The following is a 20,556-nucleotide window of genomic DNA, read 5'->3' as shown; positions in this document are numbered from 1 at the left end:
AAACCGTGTTTCTGAATCTGTACGGCACGTGACGCCTATCGCATGATAAAGCGGTCACTTTGAGAGAGGAGCAAACATGATGAACAACCCAACCAACATCCAAACGCCACTGACATCGAGTCTTGCCCCCGATCCGGCGTTGAGGCCAAAAAACCGGTTGCAGGCATGGTACTTACATCTGAAAAAAAGTTATTTACGGCGCAGCAACCGGCGGATCCTGCTGGCACTCAGTGACGATCAACTTAAAGATATCGGGATCTCGCGCAGTGACATCATGAGCAGTGATAACCCTTGGTGACTCGATTGCGCGTTTATGGCCTAGCTGACATCGTGCTATTGGGTATTTCTCTAGGCAATGCGTTTTACGCCGCGTCTTGGCCGCCGGTATAAGGCAACCTTCGCCAAGATACGCGGCGGTGTGGGTTTAATCGCCCGATGGCCGGGACAGGGTCGATATTGTTTTATCCGCTGCGGGTTCGCTCGCCGTATGCCCATGCATGCGGTGACGGGTGACCCATCCCAGCAACAGGCATAGGATAAATACCGCCAGATAAAGTAGGTTGGAAGTACTCAAGGCAGCCTTAACGCCGAAATGGGCCACAATAGGGCCCGTGACGACAAACGTCAGCATGGTGCCGACGGTACCGCAGGTCAGAATAAAGTTAACCAGCTTTGGCGAGGTCACTCGGGTTTGCTGTGAGCCGAGGGTGATAAGCGTGGTATAGATAGCGCTGGAGATAAAACCCAGCCCGAAGAGATAATAATGCAGGTACTCGCCCTGCTCCGCGGCGATAAACAGATACATGATGACCATCGACAGGCCGGCTAAAATGGTAACCACGCGCTGCAGATCCACAAAACGCAGCAAGGCGCTGAAAACCCACATCCCTACCATATACGCGGTCCAAAAGTTGCCCACCAGGCTTCCGGCTTCCTCAATACCCATGCCGAAATTTTTAGTGGCATATTCCGGTACCCAAGAGATAAAACCTAACTGTCCCAGGATATAACACAGTGCGGCGAGGGAGATAAGCAGCACGCCGATACCCCACTTCTCTTTTTGGGGCGTCACCGCCGTACGCTCTTGGGGGGGCTGCTTGCTGCCCAATACCGGGAAATCTGAAAATAACGTCAACACAAAAATGGCGACATACAGGCTGCCGATAGCGGCATAAACCCAGTACCAGGGAATATGGTGCGCCAGGAATACCCCGGCGAGAATCGGAAACAACGCGCCGGCCATACTGAAAAATGAGTCGGTAAAGAGCAACCGCGACCCACGTTGCCGGCCCGTATAAAGATAGGTAATTAAATAGGTGCCAATGGACATGGTAATACCGCTTACCACCCCCAGGATGAACATTGATAACGAGAACACAGTGAGGTTTTGACCGCTCATTAATCCTAAAACGGCCAAAATCATCAATACAAAACCAAATATCAGCTGTTTCTTAAGTGCGATGATTTCCATCAGCCAGGCATTGAGGAAGATCGACAATAAAATGCCTGAGTTCAAAAAGGTAAAGGTGGCGCTCATGGCTGAAATCGGCACCTTGAAATACTCAGCGATGTTGCCTAATACTACCCCGGTAACAATGACCAGCGCGCCGGTCAATCCATAAGAAAAAAAACTAATCCATGTTAGTCTCAGTCGATTGATGTTATTCATAAAAGGCCTGTATTCATCTATTTGCTGACCGGTGTGGCGCCGGACCGCAAAACGGTTGCGTTGGGGGTCTCAATTAGCGTCAAATACTATCATGACAATTTATACGATGGGTATCTAACTTGCTCATTGATAATATTTCGCTGTTTTTTGCAATTCAGGATAGGTCGCCAGGGGAGTCGGGGTGATATACCCATTATGACGCTGTTACGTAAAAAAGAGTAAATGGGTAGCGTTAGCGCCGCCCGCTCTTTAGAATCTAAGCACTTCCTATTGCCCATGTAATAAAAAGGAAACCTCATGCTGAAACGAAACCTGGCCGCCGCACTGTTATTCTCCTTGGCGACCATTTCTTCATCCGTCCTTGCCGCTCAGCAGGATATGCGTGTGCTGCTTCACACTTCCGCTGGCAACATCGAATTGGAATTGGATAAGCAGAAAGCGCCGATAGCGGTGAATAATTTTGTCGCTTACGTCAACAGCGGTTTTTACAATAACACCATCTTTCATCGAGTCATTCCCGGTTTTATGATTCAGGGGGGTGGCTTTAATCAAGATTTGACGCAGAAATCCACCCAGGCGCCGATTAAAAACGAGGCGGATAACGGACTGCGCAACCTGCGCGGCACCGTGGCTATGGCACGTACCTCTGAAAAGGACAGTGCTACCAGCCAGTTCTTTATCAACATTGCCGATAATGCGTTTCTGGACCACGGCCAGCGTGATTTTGGCTATGCAGTATTCGGTAAAGTGATCAAAGGCATGGATGTTGCCGATAAAATCGCGCAGGTTCCAACGAAAAACGTTGGGCCGTATCAAAATGTTCCGATAAAACCCATTAAAATCCTGTCGGCAGTGGTCCTGCCGTAGCGAAATATGCTGGAGCTCCGCGCCCATGCTGCTGATCATTGATAATTACGATTCGTTTACCTATAACCTGTACCAATATTTTTGCGAGCTTGGCGCACAGGTTGAGGTGTGGCGCCACGATCAGCTACGCATTGCCGATATCGAACGCATGGCGCCCGAGCGCCTGGTGATCTCTCCTGGGCCCGGCACGCCGGACGACGCGGGCATATCACTGGCTGCTATCAGGCACTTCGCCGGGGTCATCCCGATTCTCGGTGTTTGCCTGGGACATCAGGCCATCGCACAGGCCTTTGGTGGCAAAATTGTGCGCGCCCGGCAGGTCATGCACGGTAAAACCTCGGTTATCCGCCACGATGGTCGCGGGGTGTTTCACACCTTGGTATGTCCATTGACGGTAACGCGTTATCATTCTCTGGTGGTTGCCCCGGACAGCTTGCCAGCGTGTCTTGACGTCACCGCCTGGAGTCAGCAAGCAGGACACCCGGATGAAATCATGGGGATCCGCCATCGAACCTTGCCGCTCGAAGGTGTACAGTTTCATCCAGAAAGCATTCTTAGCGAGCAAGGGCACCTACTGCTGGAAAACTTTCTTAACCACGCTGCTTTAGCGACCGACGCCACGGAATACTGAGGAACGTCTGCCGCTAAGGTTCAATGCGTCATCGGATAATTTTTTAGGTAATCAGCAATAAAACATTGCAGAAAAATGATTTTTTATTCATATTTTATGATTATAATTTCATTAATCCTTTTGTGACGAACCGGGTAAAAAGCTTATGAAAAAAGATGATAGCGCAGTGACACGGGAAACTTTCGATCGGGTTATTCTGCCTGTTTATGCGCCGGCACAGTTTATTCCCGTAAAAGGGAAAGGCAGCCGGGTATGGGATCAGGATGGCAAGGAGTATGTAGATTTCTCCGGCGGCATCGCGGTAACCGCACTTGGCCACTGCCATCCTGCACTGGTTGCAGCACTAAAACAACAGGGTGAGACGCTGTGGCATACCAGCAATGTTTTCACCAACGAACCGTCGCTGCGCCTGGCCAGTAAATTGATTGATGCGACCTTCGCTGATCGGGTGTTTTTTGCCAACTCGGGTGGTGAGGCGAATGAAGCGGCATTCAAATTGGCTCGCCATTATGCTGTCACCCGTCACAGTCCCTACAAAACGAAAATTATTGCGTTTCATAATGCGTTTCATGGCCGCACGCTATTTACCGTCTCGGTGGGCGGACAGCCTAAATATTCCGATGGTTTTGGGCCAAAACCGGCGGATATCGTCCACGTACCGTTCAACGATTTGGCTGCGGTAAAAGCCGTGATGGATGATCATACTTGCGCGATTGTCGTCGAACCTATTCAGGGTGAAGGGGGCATTATGCCTGCCACACCAGAGTTCCTGCAGGGATTGCGTGATCTGTGCGATGAATACCAGGCGCTGTTGGTCATGGATGAAGTACAGTGTGGCATGGGGCGCACCGGCAAGTTATTTACCTATATGCACTACGGCGTGTTGCCCGATATCCTGACCACGGCAAAAGCCTTGGGTGGCGGGTTTCCCATCAGCGCCATGCTGACCACCGAAGATATTGCTTCGGTGATGACGGTAGGTACCCATGGCACCACCTACGGGGGTAACCCACTGGCCTGTGCGGTGGCGGAAGCCGCCTTGGATGTGATTAATACGCCGGCAGTGCTGGCGGGCATCAATGAACGACACGACCGCTTTATCAGCGCCCTGGAGAAGATAAACCAAAAATACCATCTGTTTGAGGACGTCCGTGGTATGGGCTTGCTATTGGGCGCCGCGTTACAGCCCCAGTACCATGGGCGCGCGCGCGAATTCCTGCATGCCAGTGCGGCTGAAGGTGTGATGCTGCTGGTCGCCGGTCCGGACGTGATGCGTTTTGCGCCATCGCTGGTGGTGGGGTTCGACGATATTGAACTGGGCATGGCGCGCTTTGAAAAAGCCGTGGCCAAGGTTGTCGGCGCTGATGACTAAGCGGTGCGCCGGGTGTTCGTTATTCCCGGCGTTCTTTTAACCGGCGCGACAACGTATTCGCTAACGACGAGCTCACGAAAAAAAAGCGTGGCGCAAGGCACCACGCCCGTTTTATGACACTATCAGCGCGTACCGTAAACGACAATAGTTTTCCCGTGCGCGGAGATGAGGTTTTGATCTTCCAACATTTTCAGAATACGTCCTACCGTTTCACGCGAGCAGCCGACGATCTGGCCTATTTCCTGACGGGTAATCTTGATTTGCATACCGTCGGGATGGGTCATGGCATCGGGTTGCTTCGCCAGATTCAACAGGGTTTGGGCAATTCGCCCGGTAACGTCCAAAAATGCCAAGTTACCCACTTTTTCGGAGGTGACTTGTAAACGATTGGCCATTTGTGCGGACAAACGCATCAATATATCCGGATTCACCTGGATCAACTGGCGAAATTTCTTATATGAAATCTCGGCCACTTCACAGGCGGTTTTCGCCCGTACCCAGGCACTACGTTCTTGACCTTCCTCGAATAAGCCTAGTTCACCAATGAAATCCCCCTGGTTAAGATAGGAGAGGATCATCTCTTTGCCTTCTTCATCCTTAATCAGCACCGCGACGGCACCTTTAACGATGTAATAAAGCGTTTCTGCTTTTTCGCCCTGATGTATAAGCGTACTCTTCGATGGATACTTATGAATATGGCAATGTGACAGGAACCATTCGAGAGTAGGGTCTGTTTGCGGTTTGCCAAGAACCATTCGTTGTTATCCTCTTTTGTCATCGCTGTCCTGATGAAGGACAGCGTATTCCCTATTACGACGCTGTGCTATTTCTCTTACTCCGCAGTAAACGGAGCGACGTAAGGGAACATATTAGGGTCTGGTTTTAGTGATGTTCTGATCGGACTCTTGCCCTTTCATTATCAATGAGCCGATCCAACCTTGTTTTTAACATAGGTTTGATGCAGTGTCTTCTGTTGTCTTGCATCAGCATGATGTATGTTCGCTAACATTGCCACTTTTCAGACAAATATGTAGTCTGGTGTAACGCTTTTCATCTGGAGTCATCTCATGCAAGCACGGGTAAAGTGGGTCGAGGGATTGTCATTTATGGGTGAGTCCGCCTCGGGCCATCAGGTTTTAATGGATGGCAATGCCGGAGAAAAGGCGCCGAGTCCTATGGAAATGGTATTAATGTCGGTTGGTGGGTGCAGTGCGATAGATGTGGTATCGATTTTACAAAAAGGGCGGCAGGATGTACGTGACTGTGAAGTGAAACTGACGTCTGAACGTCGTGACGAGGCGCCGCGTATATTTACCTATATCAATCTACATTTCATCGTAACCGGCAGCGATCTTAGCGACAAATCAGTCGAAAGGGCGGTAGCGCTTTCAGCGGAAAAATACTGTTCTGTGTCGCTGATGCTGGGCCAGTCGGTGCGAATGACCCATAGTTTTGAAGTGCGCGGCGAGACGCTTGTCCCCCACGCTTAGGAAACGTCGCCATACGTTGACATGCGTTGAGATAGTGACGCCAAGACCGTCGCAACGCTACCCACAGATCACAAGGCAGGCTATGTCCATGCCAACCCCCCTTGGCGGATAAGGTGTGGCACCAAGGTGCCGCGTCTTATTGAATCTGTTTTCCTTCCAGCAATTGTTGCACCAGCGGTCCCATGATCAATTCCATGGCCAGGCCCATTTTTCCGCCGGGTACCACCAAGGTATTAATATTGGAAATAAACGACCCCTGCAACATGGCCAACAGATAGGGTAAATCGATATTCTTTAAGCTGCGAAAATGAATGACAACAAAACTTTCATCCAGTGAGGGGATCGCCTTGGCGGCAAACGGATTGGACGTATCTACCGTGGGTACCCGCTGAAAGTTGATATGGGTACGGGAGAATTGTGGGGTAATGTAATTAATATAATCCTCCATGGAACGCACTACGGAATCCATTACCGCCTCACGGGAATGGCCGCGCTCCCCGGTATCCCGCACCAGTTTCTGGATCCATTCCAAATTGACGATGGGAACCACACCCACCAACAAATCTACATGCTGTGCAACATCCTGATGATCGGTGACCACGCCGCCATGTAGACCCTCATAGAACAAGACGTCGGTGGATTCGGGTAAGGGTTGCCAAGGCGTAAAGGTGCCGGGATTTTGATTAAAAGGCACGGCTTCGTCATAAGTGTGCAAATACTTGCGCGACTCTCCTTGGCCGGTCAGTCCATAGCGCTCAAAGGTATGTGCCAATAAGCTAAAATCGTTGGCCTCTGGACCGAAATAGCTGATATGACGCCCCAAATCCCGGGCTTTACGGATCGCCAGATCCATCTCCGGCCGGGTAAAATGGTGAAAACTATCGCCCTCCAACTCTGCGGCGTGAATAGTGAGCTGCTGAAATATTTTCCGGAAAGCCACACTGGTGGTGGTGGTTCCGGCTCCACTGGAGCCGGTGACGGCAATAATTGGATGCTGTGTTGACATGATAATCCTGCGCTGGATGAAAAGGCTGCGTGATTAACAAACACCGAGCTATCAAGCTCATGATAATTGTTATCATGTTTCACTGTGACGTGCCAGCCCGTTACTGCTCTTTGGACGGTGTCTGCGACTGGGCGTTAAACTGGCTGCGTGGCATGATATTAATATTTTCATGGAGTTCCGACCAGACGACCACCGCTTCTCCACGTTCTAGTTGGCGTTTTACATCGTCGACTTTCTGCGCCAACGTTTTTTCCTGTTCGCCATAATCGGTCCCTTCGCGTAATACGAAAGATTCAATCAGGTTATACAGCGTTTCAGGATCTATTTGTTGCCATGGAATAATCATGTAATTATGTCCCGAATTACCCGTTATCGTTCATGATTATATACCCGTCACGCTTCCCGTGGTTTGAGCGCTATTGGGTATCGCGTGATCGGTAATGCTATTTAGGGAGCCACTGAAACGTGGAAACGAGTCTTTTTCTATCTATGCTCGGGTTTTTATGGGTTGCCGCGATTACCCCAGGACCGAACAATATGCTGCTTACCGCCTCTGGCGCAAATTTCGGCTTTTGGCGTTCCGCACCGCTTATGTTGGGCATTATGCTGGGGATGCAATGCATTTTGCTGCTGGTCGCCTTCGGCGTTGGCAGCCTGATTATGCTTTATCCAGCCCTTCATTTCATACTAAAAGTCGCCGGCAGCGTTTATCTGCTTTGGTTATCCTGGAAGATTGCTACCGCGGCGTATGAAAAACTGGAAGCGGGTAATGCACCCATCAGACCCATCCCGTTTTACCAAGGCGGGCTGTTACAGTTTCTTAATCCCAAGGCCTGGCTGATGGCCTTGGGTGCGGTGGCGAGTTTCAGCCTGAGCGGCAATGCCTATATTACCTCAGTAGGCGCCATCAGCATCGGCATCATCACCGTAAATGTTCTCTCAGGCGTGATCTGGTTGGGTTTTGGTACGTTTATTGGCCGTTTGCTGCGCAGCAAACGCGCCTGGACGGCGTTTAACATCGCCATGGGTTTGTTGACTGCGGCCTGTGTGCTGCTCATCTGGCGTTGACTACCCCAGATAGCCCGGTTATTCCTGTGCGAATTCACGGGTCAGGGTTTCCAATTGCTCTTGCGCATCCAGCCAGGCAGTTTCCGCCTCCTCTAACTGCGACTTAACCTTGGCCTGCCGCTGCAGGCACAAGGTAAGATCTGCCTTACGGCTGTTATCATAGAGTGACGAATCCGCCAGATCGTTCTCAATGCTTGCCAGGTCGGCTGCCAGCGTCTCCATCTGCTGTTCATAACGGGTGATGTCTTTGCGCAGTGGCTGGGTTTGGTTACGAAAATCTGCTTCGCGCCGTTTTTGATCCTTGCGGTTCTGGGCATTATTGGTGGTTGCTGCGCTATTTTCTGTCTCGTCCACGTCCTGCGAGGTTTGGCGCTGCTGCTCAATTAACCACTGTTGGTAATCTTCCACATCGCCATCGAACGACTCCACCCGACCGTCATGCACCAGGTAAAACTCATCAGTGGTCGAACGTAACAAGTGCCGGTCATGGGACACCACGACCAGCGCGCCGTCAAAATCGATAAGCGCTTCGGTCAGCGCCTGGCGCATATCCAAATCCAGATGGTTGGTCGGTTCATCGAGCAGCAGGAGATTAGGGCGTTGCCAGACCACCAACGCCAAAACCAACCGGGCTTTTTCCCCACCGGAAAAACGGGCAGTCGGGTCGGTAACCTTGTCGCCGCGAAAACCAAATCCGCCCAGGTAGTCGCGTAGCGCTTGCTCTGTTTCCTGAGGTGCCAAACGGGTCATATGTCGCAGCGGCGATTCATCGGCACGCAGAAACTCGAGCTGATGCTGGGCAAAATAGCCCAATTTAATGCCTTTCGCCAGGCTGACTTTGCCGGACTGGGGCTCGAGGGTCCCGGCCAGAAGTTTGATCAACGTGGATTTGCCGGCGCCGTTGCGGCCCAGCAGCCCGATGCGTGAGCCGGGTACTAAATTGAGCTTAATGGAGTTAAGTATGGTGTGCTCACCGTAACCGGCGCTGACTTTTTCCATGCTCAGCAGCGGAGTGGGCAGACTCTCCGGCGTGCGGAATTTGAATTGGAATGGGTTATCCACATGCGCCGGTGCTATCAGTTCCATCCGCTCAAGCATTTTAATCCGGCTTTGCGCTTGCTTGGCTTTGGTGGCTTGGGCACGAAAACGGTCGATATAATGTTGAAGATGAGCGACCTTTTCCTGCTGATGTTGGTAAAGCGACTGCTGTTGTGCCAGTTTGGTGACCCGCTGCAACTCGAAGGAAGAGTAGTTGCCGGTATATTCGTTCAACGTCTGTTGTTCAATGTGCAGGATCTTGTTGATGATAGGGTCGAGAAAATCCCGGTCATGAGAAATTAACAGCAGTGTACCACTGTAGTTTTTCAGCCACTTCTCCAACCACATCACCGCATCCAGATCCAAATGGTTGGTCGGCTCATCAAGCAACAACAAATCAGAGCGGCAAATCAGTGCCTGCGCCAGGTTCAGGCGCATACGCCAGCCGCCGGAAAAATCGCGCACTGCCTGTTGTAACTGCTCCTGGCTAAAACCTAAGCCATGCAACAGGCTCGCCGCACGCGGCCGGATGGTCCAGGCTTGAATCACATCCAATTTTCCATGCACCGTGGCAATGGCATGGCCGTCATTTTTTTCGTTCGCGGCCTGCAGTTCGGCTTCTAACTGACGATATTCTCTATCACCGTCGATAACATATTCCAATGCTGGCACATCCAGGGCGGGGGTTTCCTGGTTTACCCAGGCCATGGACCAGTTGGCGGGGAAAGTGACATTACCGGCATCGGCGCTAATCTCATGTTTCAACAACGCCAACAGTGTTGATTTGCCGCAGCCGTTCTTACCGACCAGTCCGACCTTTTGCCCCGGATTGACCGTGGCGGTTGCGTTATCCAACAATACCTGGGTACCGCGACGAATTTGCAGTGAGGAAAAGACAATCATAAAGCGCCATAGTTTAAGAGTATGTTAAATTGACATTACTGAATGCTATCCAGGGTAATGGATCCTGGTTTCTGACTTTGCGAAGTATGGTAGCGGAAAACCCGCTCCCTGACGACGCTTTGGAGGGGAATTGATCGCACCGCCGCCCAAAGTTTTGTTGTTGTATGCCCATCCTGAATCGCAGGATTCCGTGGCTAACCGCGTGTTGTTGCAGGCGGTTAAGCCTCTGGAACATGTCACCGTACATGATCTTTACGCGATTTATCCGGATTTTTTCATCGATATTCACCACGAGCAACAATTATTGCGTGAACATCAGGTCATTGTGTTCCAACACCCTCTCTATACCTATAGCTGTCCGGCGTTACTCAAGGAGTGGCTTGATCGGGTGTTGGCGCGCGGGTTTGCCAGCGGAACAGGAGGAGACGCGCTGGTGGGTAAATATTGGCGCTCAATCATCACCACCGGCGAGGCGGAAGGTGCTTATCAAAAACGAGGGTATAACCGTTATAGTATGGATGACATTTTGCGCCCGTTTGAGTTAACCGCCACCATGTGCCGCATGAAGTGGGTCGCGCCGAAGGTGATTTATTGGGCGCGGCGGCAGAACCCGGAGGTCCTCGCACGCCATGCGGGTGAATATGTTCAGTGGCTTAACGCGCCGTTAACACCAAGAGGATAACGTAGTGGGTAGTAGTCCGTCATTTTTAACTGCCGTGGTGTTATTTTTATTTGCCGCCGTGGTGGCGGTGCCCATCGCAAAACGCTTGGGTATCGGCGCGGTGATCGGCTATCTGGCCGCCGGCATCGCCATTGGTCCATGGGGCTTGGGCATTATCCGTGATGTGGATGAAATCCTGCATTTCTCCGAATTGGGCGTGGTGTTTCTGATGTTTATCATCGGACTGGAGCTCAATCCCGCTAAATTATGGGCGCTACGACGCTCTATTTTCGGTGTCGGCGCCGCCCAGTTGGTGATTACTGCGGTGTTGCTGGGCGCCGTGCTTTATTTTACCCATGCCTCGTGGCAATCGGCGCTTATTGGCGGCATCGGTCTTGCCATGTCGTCCACCGCCATTGCCTTACAACTGATGCGTGACAAAGGGATGAATCGCAACGAAGGCGGGCAACTGGGCTTTTCCGTGCTGTTATTCCAGGATATGGCGGTTATCCCTGCGCTCGCGTTGATTCCCATACTGGCAGGCGGCGGCGAGCACAGCGACTGGATGAAAATTGGCATGAAAGTGGCTGCGTTTTTCATCATGTTGGTCGGCGGGCGTTATCTGCTAAGACCGCTGTTTCGCTACATCGCCATGGCCAATGTGCGTGAAGTTTTTACTGCCGCGGCATTATTACTGGTACTCGGCTCGGCGTTGTTTATGGATTTACTGGGTTTATCCATGGCGCTTGGCACCTTTATCGCCGGCGTGCTATTGGCGGAGAGCGAATATCGCCATGAACTGGAAATAGCTATTGAACCGTTTAAAGGCCTGCTGCTGGGGCTGTTTTTTATCTCGGTAGGGATGGCCCTCAATCTTGGTATCCTCTATATCCATTTGCTGACGGTGCTGGCTGGACTGGTGGTGTTGGTGCTGATTAAAGGAACCGTATTATATTTATTGGCGCGGATATTTGGTCTGCGCCGTTCGGTGCGTCTGCAGTTTTCCGGGGTCCTCAGCCAGGGCGGTGAATTCGCCTTTGTGTTATTTTCCGCAGCGGCAAGTCAGAAAGTTCTCTCTTCCGATCAATTGGCGTTGCTGTTGGTGACGGTCACGTTATCCATGATCACCACGCCGTTTTTGATGCAACTGATCGATAAGATCCTGATCCGGCGCTATAACGCCCAGGACGATCAAGATGAAACGCCTTTTGTCGATGATGACGAACCACAGGTGATTATTGTGGGTTTTGGCCGTTTCGGCCAGGTCGTCGGACGACTATTAATGGCGAATAAAATGCGCATTACCGTGCTTGAACGAGATATTAGCTCGGTAAGCCTGATGCGCAGCTACGGTTATAAAGTCTATTACGGTGACGCCACTGAGCTTGAGCTGCTGCGTGCCGCCGGAGCGGAAAAAGCCAAAGCCATTGTGGTGACCGCCAATAGCCCGGAAGATAACATGGCCATCGTGCATCTTTGTCAGCAACACTTCCCCCATCTAAAAATTCTGGCTCGGGCACGGGGGCGAGTCGAGGCTCATGAGCTGTTGCTGGCCGGCGTCACTTTATTTTCCCGAGAAACCTTCTCCAGCGCGCTCGATTTGGGACGCAAGACCTTGCTGGAATTAGGTATGCACCCACATCAGGCTTATCGTGCCCAACAGCATTTTCGCCGTATCGATACTCGAATGTTGCGCGAGTTAATGCCGCAAACGCAGGGTGACCTGGCGCAAATTTCCCGTGTCAAAGAGGCCCGGCGCGAACTGGAAGATATTTTCCAGCGCGAGATGCAGCGCGAACGCAGGCAATTGAACGGTTGGGAAGATGATGAGCAACAAGGAGATTAAGTTCCATGATGGCAACCCGAAAACGATTTATTGCCGGTGCGATATGCCCGAAGTGTCAAAGTCCGGACACCTTGGCGGTATGGCGTGAAAATGATGTTGATACCGTCGGCTGCGTAAAGTGCGGTTTCACTCAACGCCAAACCGACCAGCCGCTGGCAGATAACAAAAGATCGGACTCGGAAAATATAATCGGTATTTTTCATCCCGATTAGCGTTATTGGCTAACTTTCTTTAAGCTGAGGGATACATGTGGCCAAATTTTAGATAGAATCTGCGCCAATTTGATTTCCAACGGTAGGAGATATCATGAAAGAAGTAAAAGAACCGGCGGTCCAGATAGTAGCCAAAGACCTGGTGGTCAGCCTGGCTTATCAGGTACGGACAGAAGATGGTGTGTTGGTCGATGAGTCTCCGGTGAGCGCGCCGTTGGACTATTTGCATGGTCACGGTTCTCTGATCTCAGGACTGGAGAATGCGCTGACCGGTCGCAAGGTAGGCGAACGTTTTGACCTGCACATTCTGTCTGATGATGCGTATGGTCAACAAGATGACAACCTGATTCAACGTGTCCCGAAAGAAGTCTTTATGGGCGTTGAGGAACTTGAAGTTGGTATGCGTTTCCTGGCTGAAACTGATCAGGGTCCGGTACCGGTGGAAATCACCCTTATCGATGGCGATGAAGTGGTGGTGGACGGCAATCATATGCTGGCCGGTCAGGATCTGAACTTCAATGTCGAAGTGCTGGCCGTTCGCGATGCCACGGCTGAAGAGCTGGAACATGGTCACGTTCATGGTGAACACGATCATGACCACGAAGGTCACGATCATGGTGAAGGGTGCTGCGGCGGCCACGATCACGATCATGGCGAAGGATGTGGCCACGATCATGAGCACAAGCAGAAGAGTGGTAACTGCGATGGCAACGGCGGTTGTGGTTGCCATTAAACCGCGATGGACGCAGGGGCGGGTAATAACGCCCCTTGACTCGCCAATAATCCCTTGGATTGTGGTGGCTAACACCGGTAGTCAGCGCGAGGGGCAATCAGTGACCAACAATCAATAATGAGGTGGTGGCGTTTCTTCTGACTGTGAAGCAACCATTGACGTTTGCTGTGTACGCAATTTTTCGGACAACAAACGCAGTTGCTCTTGCAGACGGCCAATATCCCGCTGATGCACCACAACGGTTTGATTTAGGTCCTCGATCGTGGCCTCCTGGAAAGCCAAACGACTCTCCAACACGTCCAATCGTTGTTCTAGCTGGGATAACACCATGCTACTTTCCTCTACAACGGGTACTGGGGTTAACATTACAATATCGACTATTCTACCGATAAAGGTTGATAAATGCCCGCCAAAACCCGATCAACCTCCGCAGACTCCCATCCTATTTCAATGATATGTGAAAAAAGAAACTTCTTACGGTAAAAAAAGTCTTAGAAAGAGCCAATTCGTCGGTATAGAGATTGTGTTGTGTTTGTGCTCACGGCTATAGTATCGGCTTAACTTAGATATCGAACCTTGGGAAGAGACAACCCAGGCTATGGAGAAATGGATGAAATCACTGTTTAAAGTCACGCTGCTGGCCACCACTATGGCGCTTGCCTTCAATGCAACACAGGTTATGGCCGCAGACGCTGCCGCAACGGCGACCCCCGCCGCCAAAACGACGGCTCCGGTCAACGCCACATCGGACAAATTTAAAAGCAGCGAAGATCAGGCAGCATACGCACTGGGCGCATCTTTAGGCCGTTATATGGATAATTCCCTGAAAGAACAGGAAAAATTAGGTATTAAGCTGGATAAAGACCAACTTATTTCCGGTGTCCAGGACGCGTTCGCCAACAAAAGCAAGCTGACTGATGAAGAGATTGAAGCTACGCTCCAGGGCTTCGAAGCACGAGTTAAACAAGCCGCACAGGGCAAAATGGAACAGGAAGCTAAGGAAAACGCCGAGAAGGGCGATAAATTCCGTGCCGAGTTTGCCAAGCAAAAAGGTGTTAAACATACCCAGAACGGTGTTTTGTACAAAATAGAAAAACCGGGTACCGGTAAAGCGCCGACCAATAGCGATACAGTGGTTGTTAACTACAAGGGTACTTTGGTTGACGGTACGGAATTTGATAATTCCTACAAACGCGGCGAACCGTTGTCGTTCCGCCTCGACGGTGTCATCCCCGGCTGGACTGAAGGGTTAAAAGAGATCCACAAAGGCGGTAAGATTGAGCTAGTGATCCCGCCGGAGCAGGCGTATGGCAAAACTGGCGTGCCAGGAATTCCTGCCAACTCAACGCTGATTTTCGACGTTGAATTGCTGGATATAAAACCGGCGGAAAAACCGGCCGATGATGCCAGCACCTCAGCGGAAAAACCCGCTGGCGCGGCTGAAACCACTAAGTAGCTGTTTCGCGCTTTATAGGGGCGACGCACAGTGGTTGCTTGCCGAAGCATGAGGCGGCGTTCGTTTAGCGGACGCCGCTTTTTTTCCGCGAAGGCGTAAAAATCTGTCCAAACACAAGGACAGTGTTTTAGATGATTTGCTAGAATAGCGACCAAGTCATACAATTTACAGCCGAGTCTGCCAATAGATTCAGTGACAGACTCGCTTTCACGGGTGGTGTCTGCATATGTCTATTTCTCTTCCGACCCCAGAATTCACCGAGCTGGATGTTTTGGATGAACGGCCATTCAGCCCGATAGATCATGAAATATTGTCCTCCTACGAATCTGTGGTGGACGGTCTGGCAATGCTAATCGGTGGGCATTGCGAAATCGTTCTGCATTCTCTGGAAGACCTGAAAAGTTCTGCCGTGCGCATTGCCAACGGCGAACATACCGGCCGTAAAATCGGTTCGCCGATCTCTGATCTTGCTTTGCGCATGCTGCACGATATGGCGGGGGAAGACAGTAGTGTCTCAAAAGCCTATTTCACCCGGGCTAAAAATGGTGTTTTGATGAAATCAGTCACCATTGCCATTCGCAACAGCGAGCAGCGGGTTATTGGTTTGCTCTGCATTAATATCAATCTCGATGTGCCGTTTTCTCAAATTATGCAAACCTTCGTTCCGCCTGAAACCCAGGAAAATGCCACCACGGTCAATTTTGCCTCGTCAGTTGATGATTTAGTGGCGCAAACTCTGGAGTTCACCATCGAAGAGGTCAACGCGGATCGTGGGGTATCCAATAACGCCAAGAACCGTCAGATCGTACTCAATCTCTATGAGAAAGGCATCTTTGACATCAAAGACGCGATTAACCAGGTTGCAGATCGCTTAAATATTTCCAAACATACGGTGTATTTGTATATACGGCAGTTCAAAAGCGGCGATTTTTTGGGACTGGAACGGTGAGTCTGCGGTATTGCCTGATGGTTTCCGGTGCGGCCTATGGCGCGCAGCGCGCCAGCAGCGCTTTACAGTTTGCCGAGGCGCTACTGGCAGCCGGTCATCGCCTTGATAACGTATTTTTCTACCAGGATGGCGTATCCAACGCTAACCGTTATACTTCACCGGCCGGTGATGAGCAGGATATCGTACGCGACTGGCAACGGTTCGGTTTGACCCACGGGGTGGCGCTGGATGTTTGTGTTTCCGCAGCGCTGCGGCGTGGCGTCATTGATAACGACCAAGGTGCCGGGACGGTGGAACGCATCGGTTCCAATCTACAGCCGGGGTTTACGCTCAGCGGTTTGGGTACGCTGGCGCAGGCGCTGCTGGAATGTGATCGGTTCATACAGTTCTAAGGCAAATTTGATGAAACGCATTGCGTTCGTATTTACCCAGGGCCCACATGGCAACGCCGCTGGCCGGGAAGGTCTGGATGCGCTGCTGGCCACCTCCGCGCTCACGGACCAGATTGGCGTTTTTTTTATCGCTGACGGCGTCTTGCTACTGTTACCGGGACAGCAGCCCGAAAAAATACAGGCGCGTAACTTCATTGCCACGTTCGGGGTTTTGCCCATATACGATATTGATCAATATTATATTTGTGCGGAGTCGCTGGTGCAGCGCGGATTAGCTGCGGTGGACAACTGGGTGCTGAATGCTGAAATCCTGCCCGCCGCCGACTGGCGGCAAACCTTGTCCCGTTTCGATACCGTTTTGACTTTCTGAGGCGCCAAGCAAAACCATGCTTCATACTTTCAGTCGTTCCCCTTTCGTCGGCGATTTGGATGCCATGCTACTTACCGTGCGTGCGGGCGACGATCTGCTCTTAATGCAAGATGGCGTCATCGCCGGTCTGACGGGAACGACCGCCCTCCATCAGTTAACCCGCGCGCCGCTGGGCCTGTTCGCTTTGTCGGCTGATATTGATGCCCGCGGACTGGGTGTTCATTTTTCGGACAAAATCACCATTATCGACTATAATGGGTTTGTCTCGCTCACGGTTAAACATGCGCAACAAATGGCTTGGTAGTCGGGTTTGTACCCATTGGTTTTCGGGTTGCGGGCAGGCAGGCAGCAAGACAATCCGGTTCTGCTAACACCGATAAGTGACCCCGGTGAGCGACGGCTGCCAACGCACCTGCAGTTCGAAAGATAGCGGGTATATTGTATATTTCTTGACACCCTCACCTGTCGGCCATAAAATTCTGCGTCCTCGTACTTTGCCTTGCGGCTCAACGAGGCGATTTATTACGTGTTTACGAAGCAAAAACCAGGAGTTTTATCGAATGGCAACAATTAACCAGCTGGTACGCAAGCCACGCACGATGAAGGTTGCTAAAAGCAACGTTCCTGCGCTGGAAGCCTGCCCGCAGAAACGTGGTGTATGTACTCGCGTATATACCACCACCCCGAAAAAACCGAACTCCGCGCTGCGTAAAGTATGCCGTGTTCGTTTGACCAACGGTTTTGAAGTCACCTCCTATATCGGTGGTGAAGGCCATAACCTTCAGGAACACTCCGTGATCCTGATCCGTGGCGGTCGTGTAAAAGATCTGCCAGGTGTGCGTTACCACACCGTTCGCGGTGCACTGGACTGTTCAGGCGTTAAAGACCGTAAGCAAGGCCGCTCTAAGTACGGCGTTAAGAAGCCGAAGTCTTAATGGTTCTCCGTTAAGTAAGGCCAAACATTTTATTATTAATGTCAAAGAACTCATTGAGTTTTGGACAATCCTGAATTAACAACGGAGTTATCACATGCCACGTCGTCGCGTCATTGGTCAACGTAAAATCCTGCCGGATCCTAAGTTCGGATCTGAGCTATTGGCAAAATTTGTCAACATCCTGATGGTAGATGGTAAAAAATCTACTGCAGAAGCAATTGTCTATACCGCGCTGGAGACCCTGGCTCAGCGTTCCGGTAAAGGACATCTGGAAGCTTTTGAATTAGCACTGGACAACGTGCGTCCGACTGTGGAAGTTAAATCACGTCGCGTTGGTGGTTCTACTTATCAGGTGCCAGTAGAAGTTCGTCCGGTCCGTCGTAATGCCCTGGCAATGCGTTGGATCGTTGAAGCTGCTCGTAAACGCGGTGATAAATCTATGGCCCTGCGTCTGGCGAACGAACTTTCCGATGCAGCAGAAAATAAAGGCACTGCTGTTAAGAAACGTGAAGACGTTCACCGTATGGCAGATGCCAATAAGGCGTTCGCCCACTACCGCTGGTAATTACCCCGCAGTAGTTATGCTAACCAAATGGGCGGGTTTAACGGCCCATTCATTTGGGTTAGCTTGAATTGAACGCCCCAGTAATCGAGGATACAAATGGCTCGTATAACACCTATTGCACGCTATCGTAATATCGGTATCAGTGCACACATCGACGCCGGTAAAACCACCACGACCGAACGTATTTTGTTCTATACCGGTGTGAACCATAAAATCGGTGAAGTTCATAACGGCGCGGCCACCATGGACTGGATGGAACAGGAGCAAGAGCGTGGGATTACCATCACCTCCGCGGCGACAACCTGTTTCTGGTCAGGCATGGCGAAACAGTTTGATGCGCATCGCATCAATATCATCGATACCCCGGGACACGTTGACTTCACGATCGAAGTAGAACGTTCCATGCGTGTCCTTGACGGCGCGGTCATGGTTTACTGTGCGGTAGGCGGTGTGCAACCACAGTCCGAAACCGTATGGCGCCAGGCGAATAAATATAAAGTTCCACGCATCGCGTTCGTTAATAAAATGGACCGTATGGGCGCGAACTATCTGCGCGTTGTTGAACAGCTGAAAACGCGTTTGGCCGCTAATCCGGTTCCGATTCAGTTGGCCATTGGCTCAGAAGAAAAATTCACCGGCGTTGTCGATCTGGTGAAGATGAAAGCGATCAACTGGAGCGAAGCCGATCAGGGCGTAACCTTCAATTATGAGGAAATTCCGGCTGAGTTGCTGGAACTGTCTCATAAATGGCATCAGCACATGGTTGAATCCGCAGCAGAAGCTAATGAAGAGCTGATGGATAAATACCTGGGCGGCGAAGAGTTGACCGAAGCAGAAATCAAGCAAGGTCTGCGCCAACGTGTACTGAACAACGAAATCATCCTGGTCACCTGCGGTTCTGCATTCAAGAACAAAGGCGTACAGGCGATGCTGGATGCGGTTATCGAATATCTGCCCGCGCCGACTGACGTTCAGGCCATCAACGGCGTGCTGGAAGACGGTGAAACTCACGCAGAGCGTCACTCTAGCGATGAAGAGCCCTTCTCGGCGCTGGCGTTTAAAATCGCCACCGACCCGTTTGTCGGCAACCTGACCTTCTTCCGGGTTTATTCTGGTGTGGTCAACTCTGGTGATACCGTGCTGAACTCCGTTAAAGACAAACGTGAGCGTTTCGGCCGTATCGTGCAGATGCATGCAAATAAACGTGAAGAAATTGCTGAAGTTCGTGCAGGCGATATCGCTGCAGCGATCGGTTTGAAAGATGTCACCACTGGCGATACTCTTTGCGATCAAAACAAGCCGATCATTTTGGAGCGCATGGAGTTCCCTGAACCGGTTATCTCTGTCGCTGTTGAACCGAAAACCAAAGCTGACCAAGAAAAAATGGGTCTGGCTCTGGGCCGCCTGGCAAAGGAAGATCCGTCTTTCCGCGTCTGGACCGATGAAGAGTCTGGTCAGACTATCATCGCCGGCATGGGTGAGCTGCATCTTGAAATTCTCGTCGACCGTATGCGTCGTGAATTCAATGTTGAAGCTAACGTCGGTAAACCGCAGGTAGCTTACCGCGAAACTATCCGCAACACCGTTGAACAAGAAGGTAAATTTGTTCGTCAGTCCGGTGGTCGCGGTCAGTTCGGCCATATCTGGTTGCGTATTGAACCAATGGAAGCGGGTGGTAAAGGTTACGAATTCCTTAATGAAATCGTCGGTGGTGTGGTTCCTAAGGAATACGTGCCCGCGGTGGATAAAGGTATTCAGGAACAGCTGAAAAGCGGCGTCCTGGCAGGCTATCCGATCGTTGACGTTCGCGTAGCGGCCTTTGATGGTTCTTACCACGAAGTCGACTCCTCGGAAATGGCCTTTAAAATCGCCGGTTCCATGGCGTTTAAAGAAGGCTTCATGAAAGCGAAACCAGTGCTGCTGGAACCTATCATGAAAGTGGAAGTTGAAACGCCTGAAGACTACATGGGTGACGTTATCGGTGACTTGAACCGTCGTCGCGGCATGATCGACGGCATGGAAGACACCGCGACGGGTAAAACAGTTCGTGCGCAGGTTCCCTTGTCTGAAATGTTTGGATATGCTACAGATCTGCGTTCACAGACTCAGGGCCGTGCTTCTTACTCCATGGAGTTCCTGAAGTACAATGAAGCACCGAACAATGTTGCTCAGGCCATTATCGAAGCCCGTAAAGCTAATAAATAAGCTTTAGGGTCTACAATTAATATCCCGTGCTCTCTCCAATGGGGGGGAGCATAAGAGTAAGGAATATAGCCGTGTCTAAAGAAAAGTTTCAACGCACAAAACCGCACGTTAACGTCGGTACCATCGGCCACGTCGACCATGGTAAAACTACCCTGACCGCCGCTATCACCAGCGTTCTGGCTAAAGCT

25 protein-coding genes are annotated in these 20,556 nt (G+C 51.1%); 19 read left to right on the top strand and 6 right to left on the bottom strand.

Annotated features, from left to right (window positions below; all coding sequences use genetic code 11):
• The first annotated feature begins 76 nt into the window (after positions 1–76).
• Entirely contained in the window at positions 77–298 is a 222-nt protein-coding gene (locus tag SJI19_RS10065) for a DUF1127 domain-containing protein (RefSeq protein ID WP_323478126.1), read from the top strand.
• Positions 299–424: 126 nt separating this feature from the next.
• On the opposite strand, the gene tsgA is transcribed toward SJI19_RS10065, so the two are convergent.
• Positions 425–1,669 (bottom strand): MFS transporter TsgA, encoded by a 1,245-nt coding sequence (tsgA, locus tag SJI19_RS10060; RefSeq protein ID WP_323478125.1) that lies wholly within the window; start codon positions 1,667–1,669, stop codon positions 425–427.
• A gap of 297 nt (positions 1,670–1,966) precedes the next feature.
• Here tsgA and ppiA point away from each other — a divergent pair, with 297 nt between their 5' ends.
• The 3 genes from ppiA (at position 1,967) to argD (ending at position 4,539) form a co-directional block, all read left to right on the top strand.
• On the top strand, positions 1,967–2,536 hold the full coding sequence (gene ppiA, locus SJI19_RS10055; protein ID WP_323478124.1) for a peptidylprolyl isomerase A: 570 nt from the start codon (positions 1,967–1,969) through the stop codon (positions 2,534–2,536).
• A gap of 25 nt (positions 2,537–2,561) precedes the next feature.
• Positions 2,562–3,167: an aminodeoxychorismate synthase component II gene (locus SJI19_RS10050; protein ID WP_323478123.1), complete on the top strand. Its 606-nt coding sequence runs from the start codon at positions 2,562–2,564 to the stop codon at positions 3,165–3,167.
• Positions 3,168–3,312: 145 nt separating this feature from the next.
• Complete coding sequence (argD, locus tag SJI19_RS10045) at positions 3,313–4,539, top strand: bifunctional acetylornithine/succinyldiaminopimelate transaminase (RefSeq protein ID WP_323478122.1); 1,227 nt, start codon at positions 3,313–3,315, stop codon at positions 4,537–4,539.
• Between the two features lie 122 nt (positions 4,540–4,661).
• On the opposite strand, the gene crp is transcribed toward argD, so the two are convergent.
• Positions 4,662–5,294, bottom strand: coding sequence for a cAMP-activated global transcriptional regulator CRP (gene crp / locus SJI19_RS10040; protein WP_021013397.1), 633 nt, complete (start codon positions 5,292–5,294; stop codon positions 4,662–4,664).
• Between the two features lie 312 nt (positions 5,295–5,606).
• Here crp and SJI19_RS10035 point away from each other — a divergent pair, with 312 nt between their 5' ends.
• On the top strand, positions 5,607–6,029 hold the full coding sequence (locus SJI19_RS10035) for an OsmC family protein (RefSeq protein WP_323478121.1): 423 nt from the start codon (positions 5,607–5,609) through the stop codon (positions 6,027–6,029).
• 136 nt (positions 6,030–6,165) lie between these two features.
• Here SJI19_RS10035 and SJI19_RS10030 read toward each other — a convergent pair whose 3' ends face one another.
• Positions 6,166–7,035 carry a phosphoribulokinase gene (locus SJI19_RS10030; protein WP_323478120.1) on the bottom strand — a complete coding sequence of 290 codons (870 nt, stop codon included), beginning with the start codon at positions 7,033–7,035 and terminating at the stop codon, positions 6,166–6,168.
• Between the two features lie 100 nt (positions 7,036–7,135).
• Positions 7,136–7,381, bottom strand: coding sequence for a YheU family protein (locus SJI19_RS10025; RefSeq protein WP_323478119.1), 246 nt, complete (start codon positions 7,379–7,381; stop codon positions 7,136–7,138).
• A gap of 119 nt (positions 7,382–7,500) precedes the next feature.
• On the opposite strand from SJI19_RS10025, the gene SJI19_RS10020 reads away from it, so the two are divergent.
• A complete protein-coding gene (locus SJI19_RS10020) occupies positions 7,501–8,103 on the top strand; it encodes a LysE family translocator (protein ID WP_323478118.1) in 603 nt (200 codons plus the stop codon).
• An 18-nt stretch (positions 8,104–8,121) separates the two neighbouring features.
• Here the strand turns inward: SJI19_RS10020 and SJI19_RS10015 are convergent, their stop codons facing one another.
• Positions 8,122–10,044, bottom strand: a complete 1,923-nt coding sequence (locus SJI19_RS10015; RefSeq protein WP_323478117.1) for an ABC transporter ATP-binding protein — start codon at positions 10,042–10,044, stop codon at positions 8,122–8,124.
• Positions 10,045–10,177: 133 nt separating this feature from the next.
• On the opposite strand from SJI19_RS10015, the gene kefG reads away from it, so the two are divergent.
• The 4 genes from kefG to slyD all read left to right on the top strand — a co-directional run bounded on the left by kefG (position 10,178) and on the right by slyD (position 13,496).
• Positions 10,178–10,726 carry a glutathione-regulated potassium-efflux system ancillary protein KefG gene (gene kefG, locus SJI19_RS10010; protein WP_323478248.1) on the top strand — a complete coding sequence of 183 codons (549 nt, stop codon included), beginning with the start codon at positions 10,178–10,180 and terminating at the stop codon, positions 10,724–10,726.
• 4 nt (positions 10,727–10,730) lie between these two features.
• The gene (kefB, locus tag SJI19_RS10005; protein WP_323478116.1) at positions 10,731–12,551 is read left to right on the top strand and encodes a glutathione-regulated potassium-efflux system protein KefB; all 1,821 of its coding nucleotides are present in this window, start codon (positions 10,731–10,733) and stop codon (positions 12,549–12,551) included.
• Between the two features lie 8 nt (positions 12,552–12,559).
• Positions 12,560–12,763, top strand: a complete 204-nt coding sequence (locus tag SJI19_RS10000) for a YheV family putative zinc ribbon protein (protein WP_323478247.1) — start codon at positions 12,560–12,562, stop codon at positions 12,761–12,763.
• A gap of 94 nt (positions 12,764–12,857) precedes the next feature.
• Positions 12,858–13,496 (top strand): peptidylprolyl isomerase, encoded by a 639-nt coding sequence (gene slyD, locus SJI19_RS09995; RefSeq protein WP_323478115.1) that lies wholly within the window; start codon positions 12,858–12,860, stop codon positions 13,494–13,496.
• A 111-nt stretch (positions 13,497–13,607) separates the two neighbouring features.
• Here the strand turns inward: slyD and SJI19_RS09990 are convergent, their stop codons facing one another.
• Positions 13,608–13,826 (bottom strand): protein SlyX, encoded by a 219-nt coding sequence (locus tag SJI19_RS09990; RefSeq protein ID WP_323478114.1) that lies wholly within the window; start codon positions 13,824–13,826, stop codon positions 13,608–13,610.
• A gap of 280 nt (positions 13,827–14,106) precedes the next feature.
• On the opposite strand from SJI19_RS09990, the gene fkpA reads away from it, so the two are divergent.
• From fkpA to SJI19_RS09945, 9 genes are all read left to right on the top strand, one after another.
• Positions 14,107–14,952 carry an FKBP-type peptidyl-prolyl cis-trans isomerase gene (fkpA, locus tag SJI19_RS09985; protein WP_323478113.1) on the top strand — a complete coding sequence of 282 codons (846 nt, stop codon included), beginning with the start codon at positions 14,107–14,109 and terminating at the stop codon, positions 14,950–14,952.
• A 226-nt stretch (positions 14,953–15,178) separates the two neighbouring features.
• The gene (locus SJI19_RS09980; RefSeq protein ID WP_323478112.1) at positions 15,179–15,901 is read left to right on the top strand and encodes a transcriptional regulator; all 723 of its coding nucleotides are present in this window, start codon (positions 15,179–15,181) and stop codon (positions 15,899–15,901) included.
• 2 nt (positions 15,902–15,903) lie between these two features.
• Positions 15,904–16,293: a sulfurtransferase complex subunit TusD gene (tusD, locus tag SJI19_RS09975; protein ID WP_323478246.1), complete on the top strand. Its 390-nt coding sequence runs from the start codon at positions 15,904–15,906 to the stop codon at positions 16,291–16,293.
• A gap of 10 nt (positions 16,294–16,303) precedes the next feature.
• Positions 16,304–16,663: a sulfurtransferase complex subunit TusC gene (gene tusC, locus SJI19_RS09970; RefSeq protein WP_323478111.1), complete on the top strand. Its 360-nt coding sequence runs from the start codon at positions 16,304–16,306 to the stop codon at positions 16,661–16,663.
• Between the two features lie 16 nt (positions 16,664–16,679).
• A complete protein-coding gene (gene tusB / locus SJI19_RS09965; protein ID WP_323478110.1) occupies positions 16,680–16,967 on the top strand; it encodes a sulfurtransferase complex subunit TusB in 288 nt (95 codons plus the stop codon).
• Positions 16,968–17,223: 256 nt separating this feature from the next.
• Positions 17,224–17,598, top strand: coding sequence for a 30S ribosomal protein S12 (rpsL, locus tag SJI19_RS09960; RefSeq protein WP_162367223.1), 375 nt, complete (start codon positions 17,224–17,226; stop codon positions 17,596–17,598).
• A 94-nt stretch (positions 17,599–17,692) separates the two neighbouring features.
• A complete protein-coding gene (gene rpsG, locus SJI19_RS09955; RefSeq protein WP_323478109.1) occupies positions 17,693–18,163 on the top strand; it encodes a 30S ribosomal protein S7 in 471 nt (156 codons plus the stop codon).
• Between the two features lie 96 nt (positions 18,164–18,259).
• On the top strand, positions 18,260–20,368 hold the full coding sequence (gene fusA / locus SJI19_RS09950; protein WP_323478108.1) for an elongation factor G: 2,109 nt from the start codon (positions 18,260–18,262) through the stop codon (positions 20,366–20,368).
• Positions 20,369–20,439: 71 nt separating this feature from the next.
• Positions 20,440–20,556 (top strand): GTP-binding protein (locus tag SJI19_RS09945; RefSeq protein ID WP_323478245.1); only part of this gene is annotated, 117 nt, incomplete at its 3' end.

The sequence above is a fragment of the Acerihabitans sp. TG2 genome (assembly GCF_035013185.1).
Classification (GTDB): domain Bacteria; phylum Pseudomonadota; class Gammaproteobacteria; order Enterobacterales; family Enterobacteriaceae; genus Acerihabitans.
Note: the sequence above shows the minus strand (reverse complement) of the source record. Positions and strands in the feature narration are given on the sequence as shown.

Excerpts from the sequence above, each read along its gene's own strand:
- SJI19_RS10065 (WP_323478126.1), top strand. The coding sequence starts at position 77 with ATGATGAACAACCCAACCAACATCCAAACGCCACTGACATCGAGTCTT.
- tsgA (WP_323478125.1), bottom strand. The coding sequence starts at position 1,669 with ATGAATAACATCAATCGACTGAGACTAACATGGATTAGTTTTTTTTCT.
- ppiA (WP_323478124.1), top strand. The coding sequence starts at position 1,967 with ATGCTGAAACGAAACCTGGCCGCCGCACTGTTATTCTCCTTGGCGACC.
- SJI19_RS10050 (WP_323478123.1), top strand. The coding sequence starts at position 2,562 with ATGCTGCTGATCATTGATAATTACGATTCGTTTACCTATAACCTGTAC.
- argD (WP_323478122.1), top strand. The coding sequence starts at position 3,313 with ATGAAAAAAGATGATAGCGCAGTGACACGGGAAACTTTCGATCGGGTT.
- crp (WP_021013397.1), bottom strand. The coding sequence starts at position 5,294 with ATGGTTCTTGGCAAACCGCAAACAGACCCTACTCTCGAATGGTTCCTG.
- SJI19_RS10035 (WP_323478121.1), top strand. The coding sequence starts at position 5,607 with ATGCAAGCACGGGTAAAGTGGGTCGAGGGATTGTCATTTATGGGTGAG.
- SJI19_RS10030 (WP_323478120.1), bottom strand. The coding sequence starts at position 7,035 with ATGTCAACACAGCATCCAATTATTGCCGTCACCGGCTCCAGTGGAGCC.
- SJI19_RS10025 (WP_323478119.1), bottom strand. The coding sequence starts at position 7,381 with ATGATTATTCCATGGCAACAAATAGATCCTGAAACGCTGTATAACCTG.
- SJI19_RS10015 (WP_323478117.1), bottom strand. The coding sequence starts at position 10,044 with ATGATTGTCTTTTCCTCACTGCAAATTCGTCGCGGTACCCAGGTATTG.
- SJI19_RS10000 (WP_323478247.1), top strand. The coding sequence starts at position 12,560 with ATGGCAACCCGAAAACGATTTATTGCCGGTGCGATATGCCCGAAGTGT.
- slyD (WP_323478115.1), top strand. The coding sequence starts at position 12,858 with ATGAAAGAAGTAAAAGAACCGGCGGTCCAGATAGTAGCCAAAGACCTG.
- SJI19_RS09990 (WP_323478114.1), bottom strand. The coding sequence starts at position 13,826 with ATGGTGTTATCCCAGCTAGAACAACGATTGGACGTGTTGGAGAGTCGT.
- fkpA (WP_323478113.1), top strand. The coding sequence starts at position 14,107 with ATGAAATCACTGTTTAAAGTCACGCTGCTGGCCACCACTATGGCGCTT.
- SJI19_RS09980 (WP_323478112.1), top strand. The coding sequence starts at position 15,179 with ATGTCTATTTCTCTTCCGACCCCAGAATTCACCGAGCTGGATGTTTTG.
- tusC (WP_323478111.1), top strand. The coding sequence starts at position 16,304 with ATGAAACGCATTGCGTTCGTATTTACCCAGGGCCCACATGGCAACGCC.
- tusB (WP_323478110.1), top strand. The coding sequence starts at position 16,680 with ATGCTTCATACTTTCAGTCGTTCCCCTTTCGTCGGCGATTTGGATGCC.
- rpsL (WP_162367223.1), top strand. The coding sequence starts at position 17,224 with ATGGCAACAATTAACCAGCTGGTACGCAAGCCACGCACGATGAAGGTT.
- rpsG (WP_323478109.1), top strand. The coding sequence starts at position 17,693 with ATGCCACGTCGTCGCGTCATTGGTCAACGTAAAATCCTGCCGGATCCT.
- fusA (WP_323478108.1), top strand. The coding sequence starts at position 18,260 with ATGGCTCGTATAACACCTATTGCACGCTATCGTAATATCGGTATCAGT.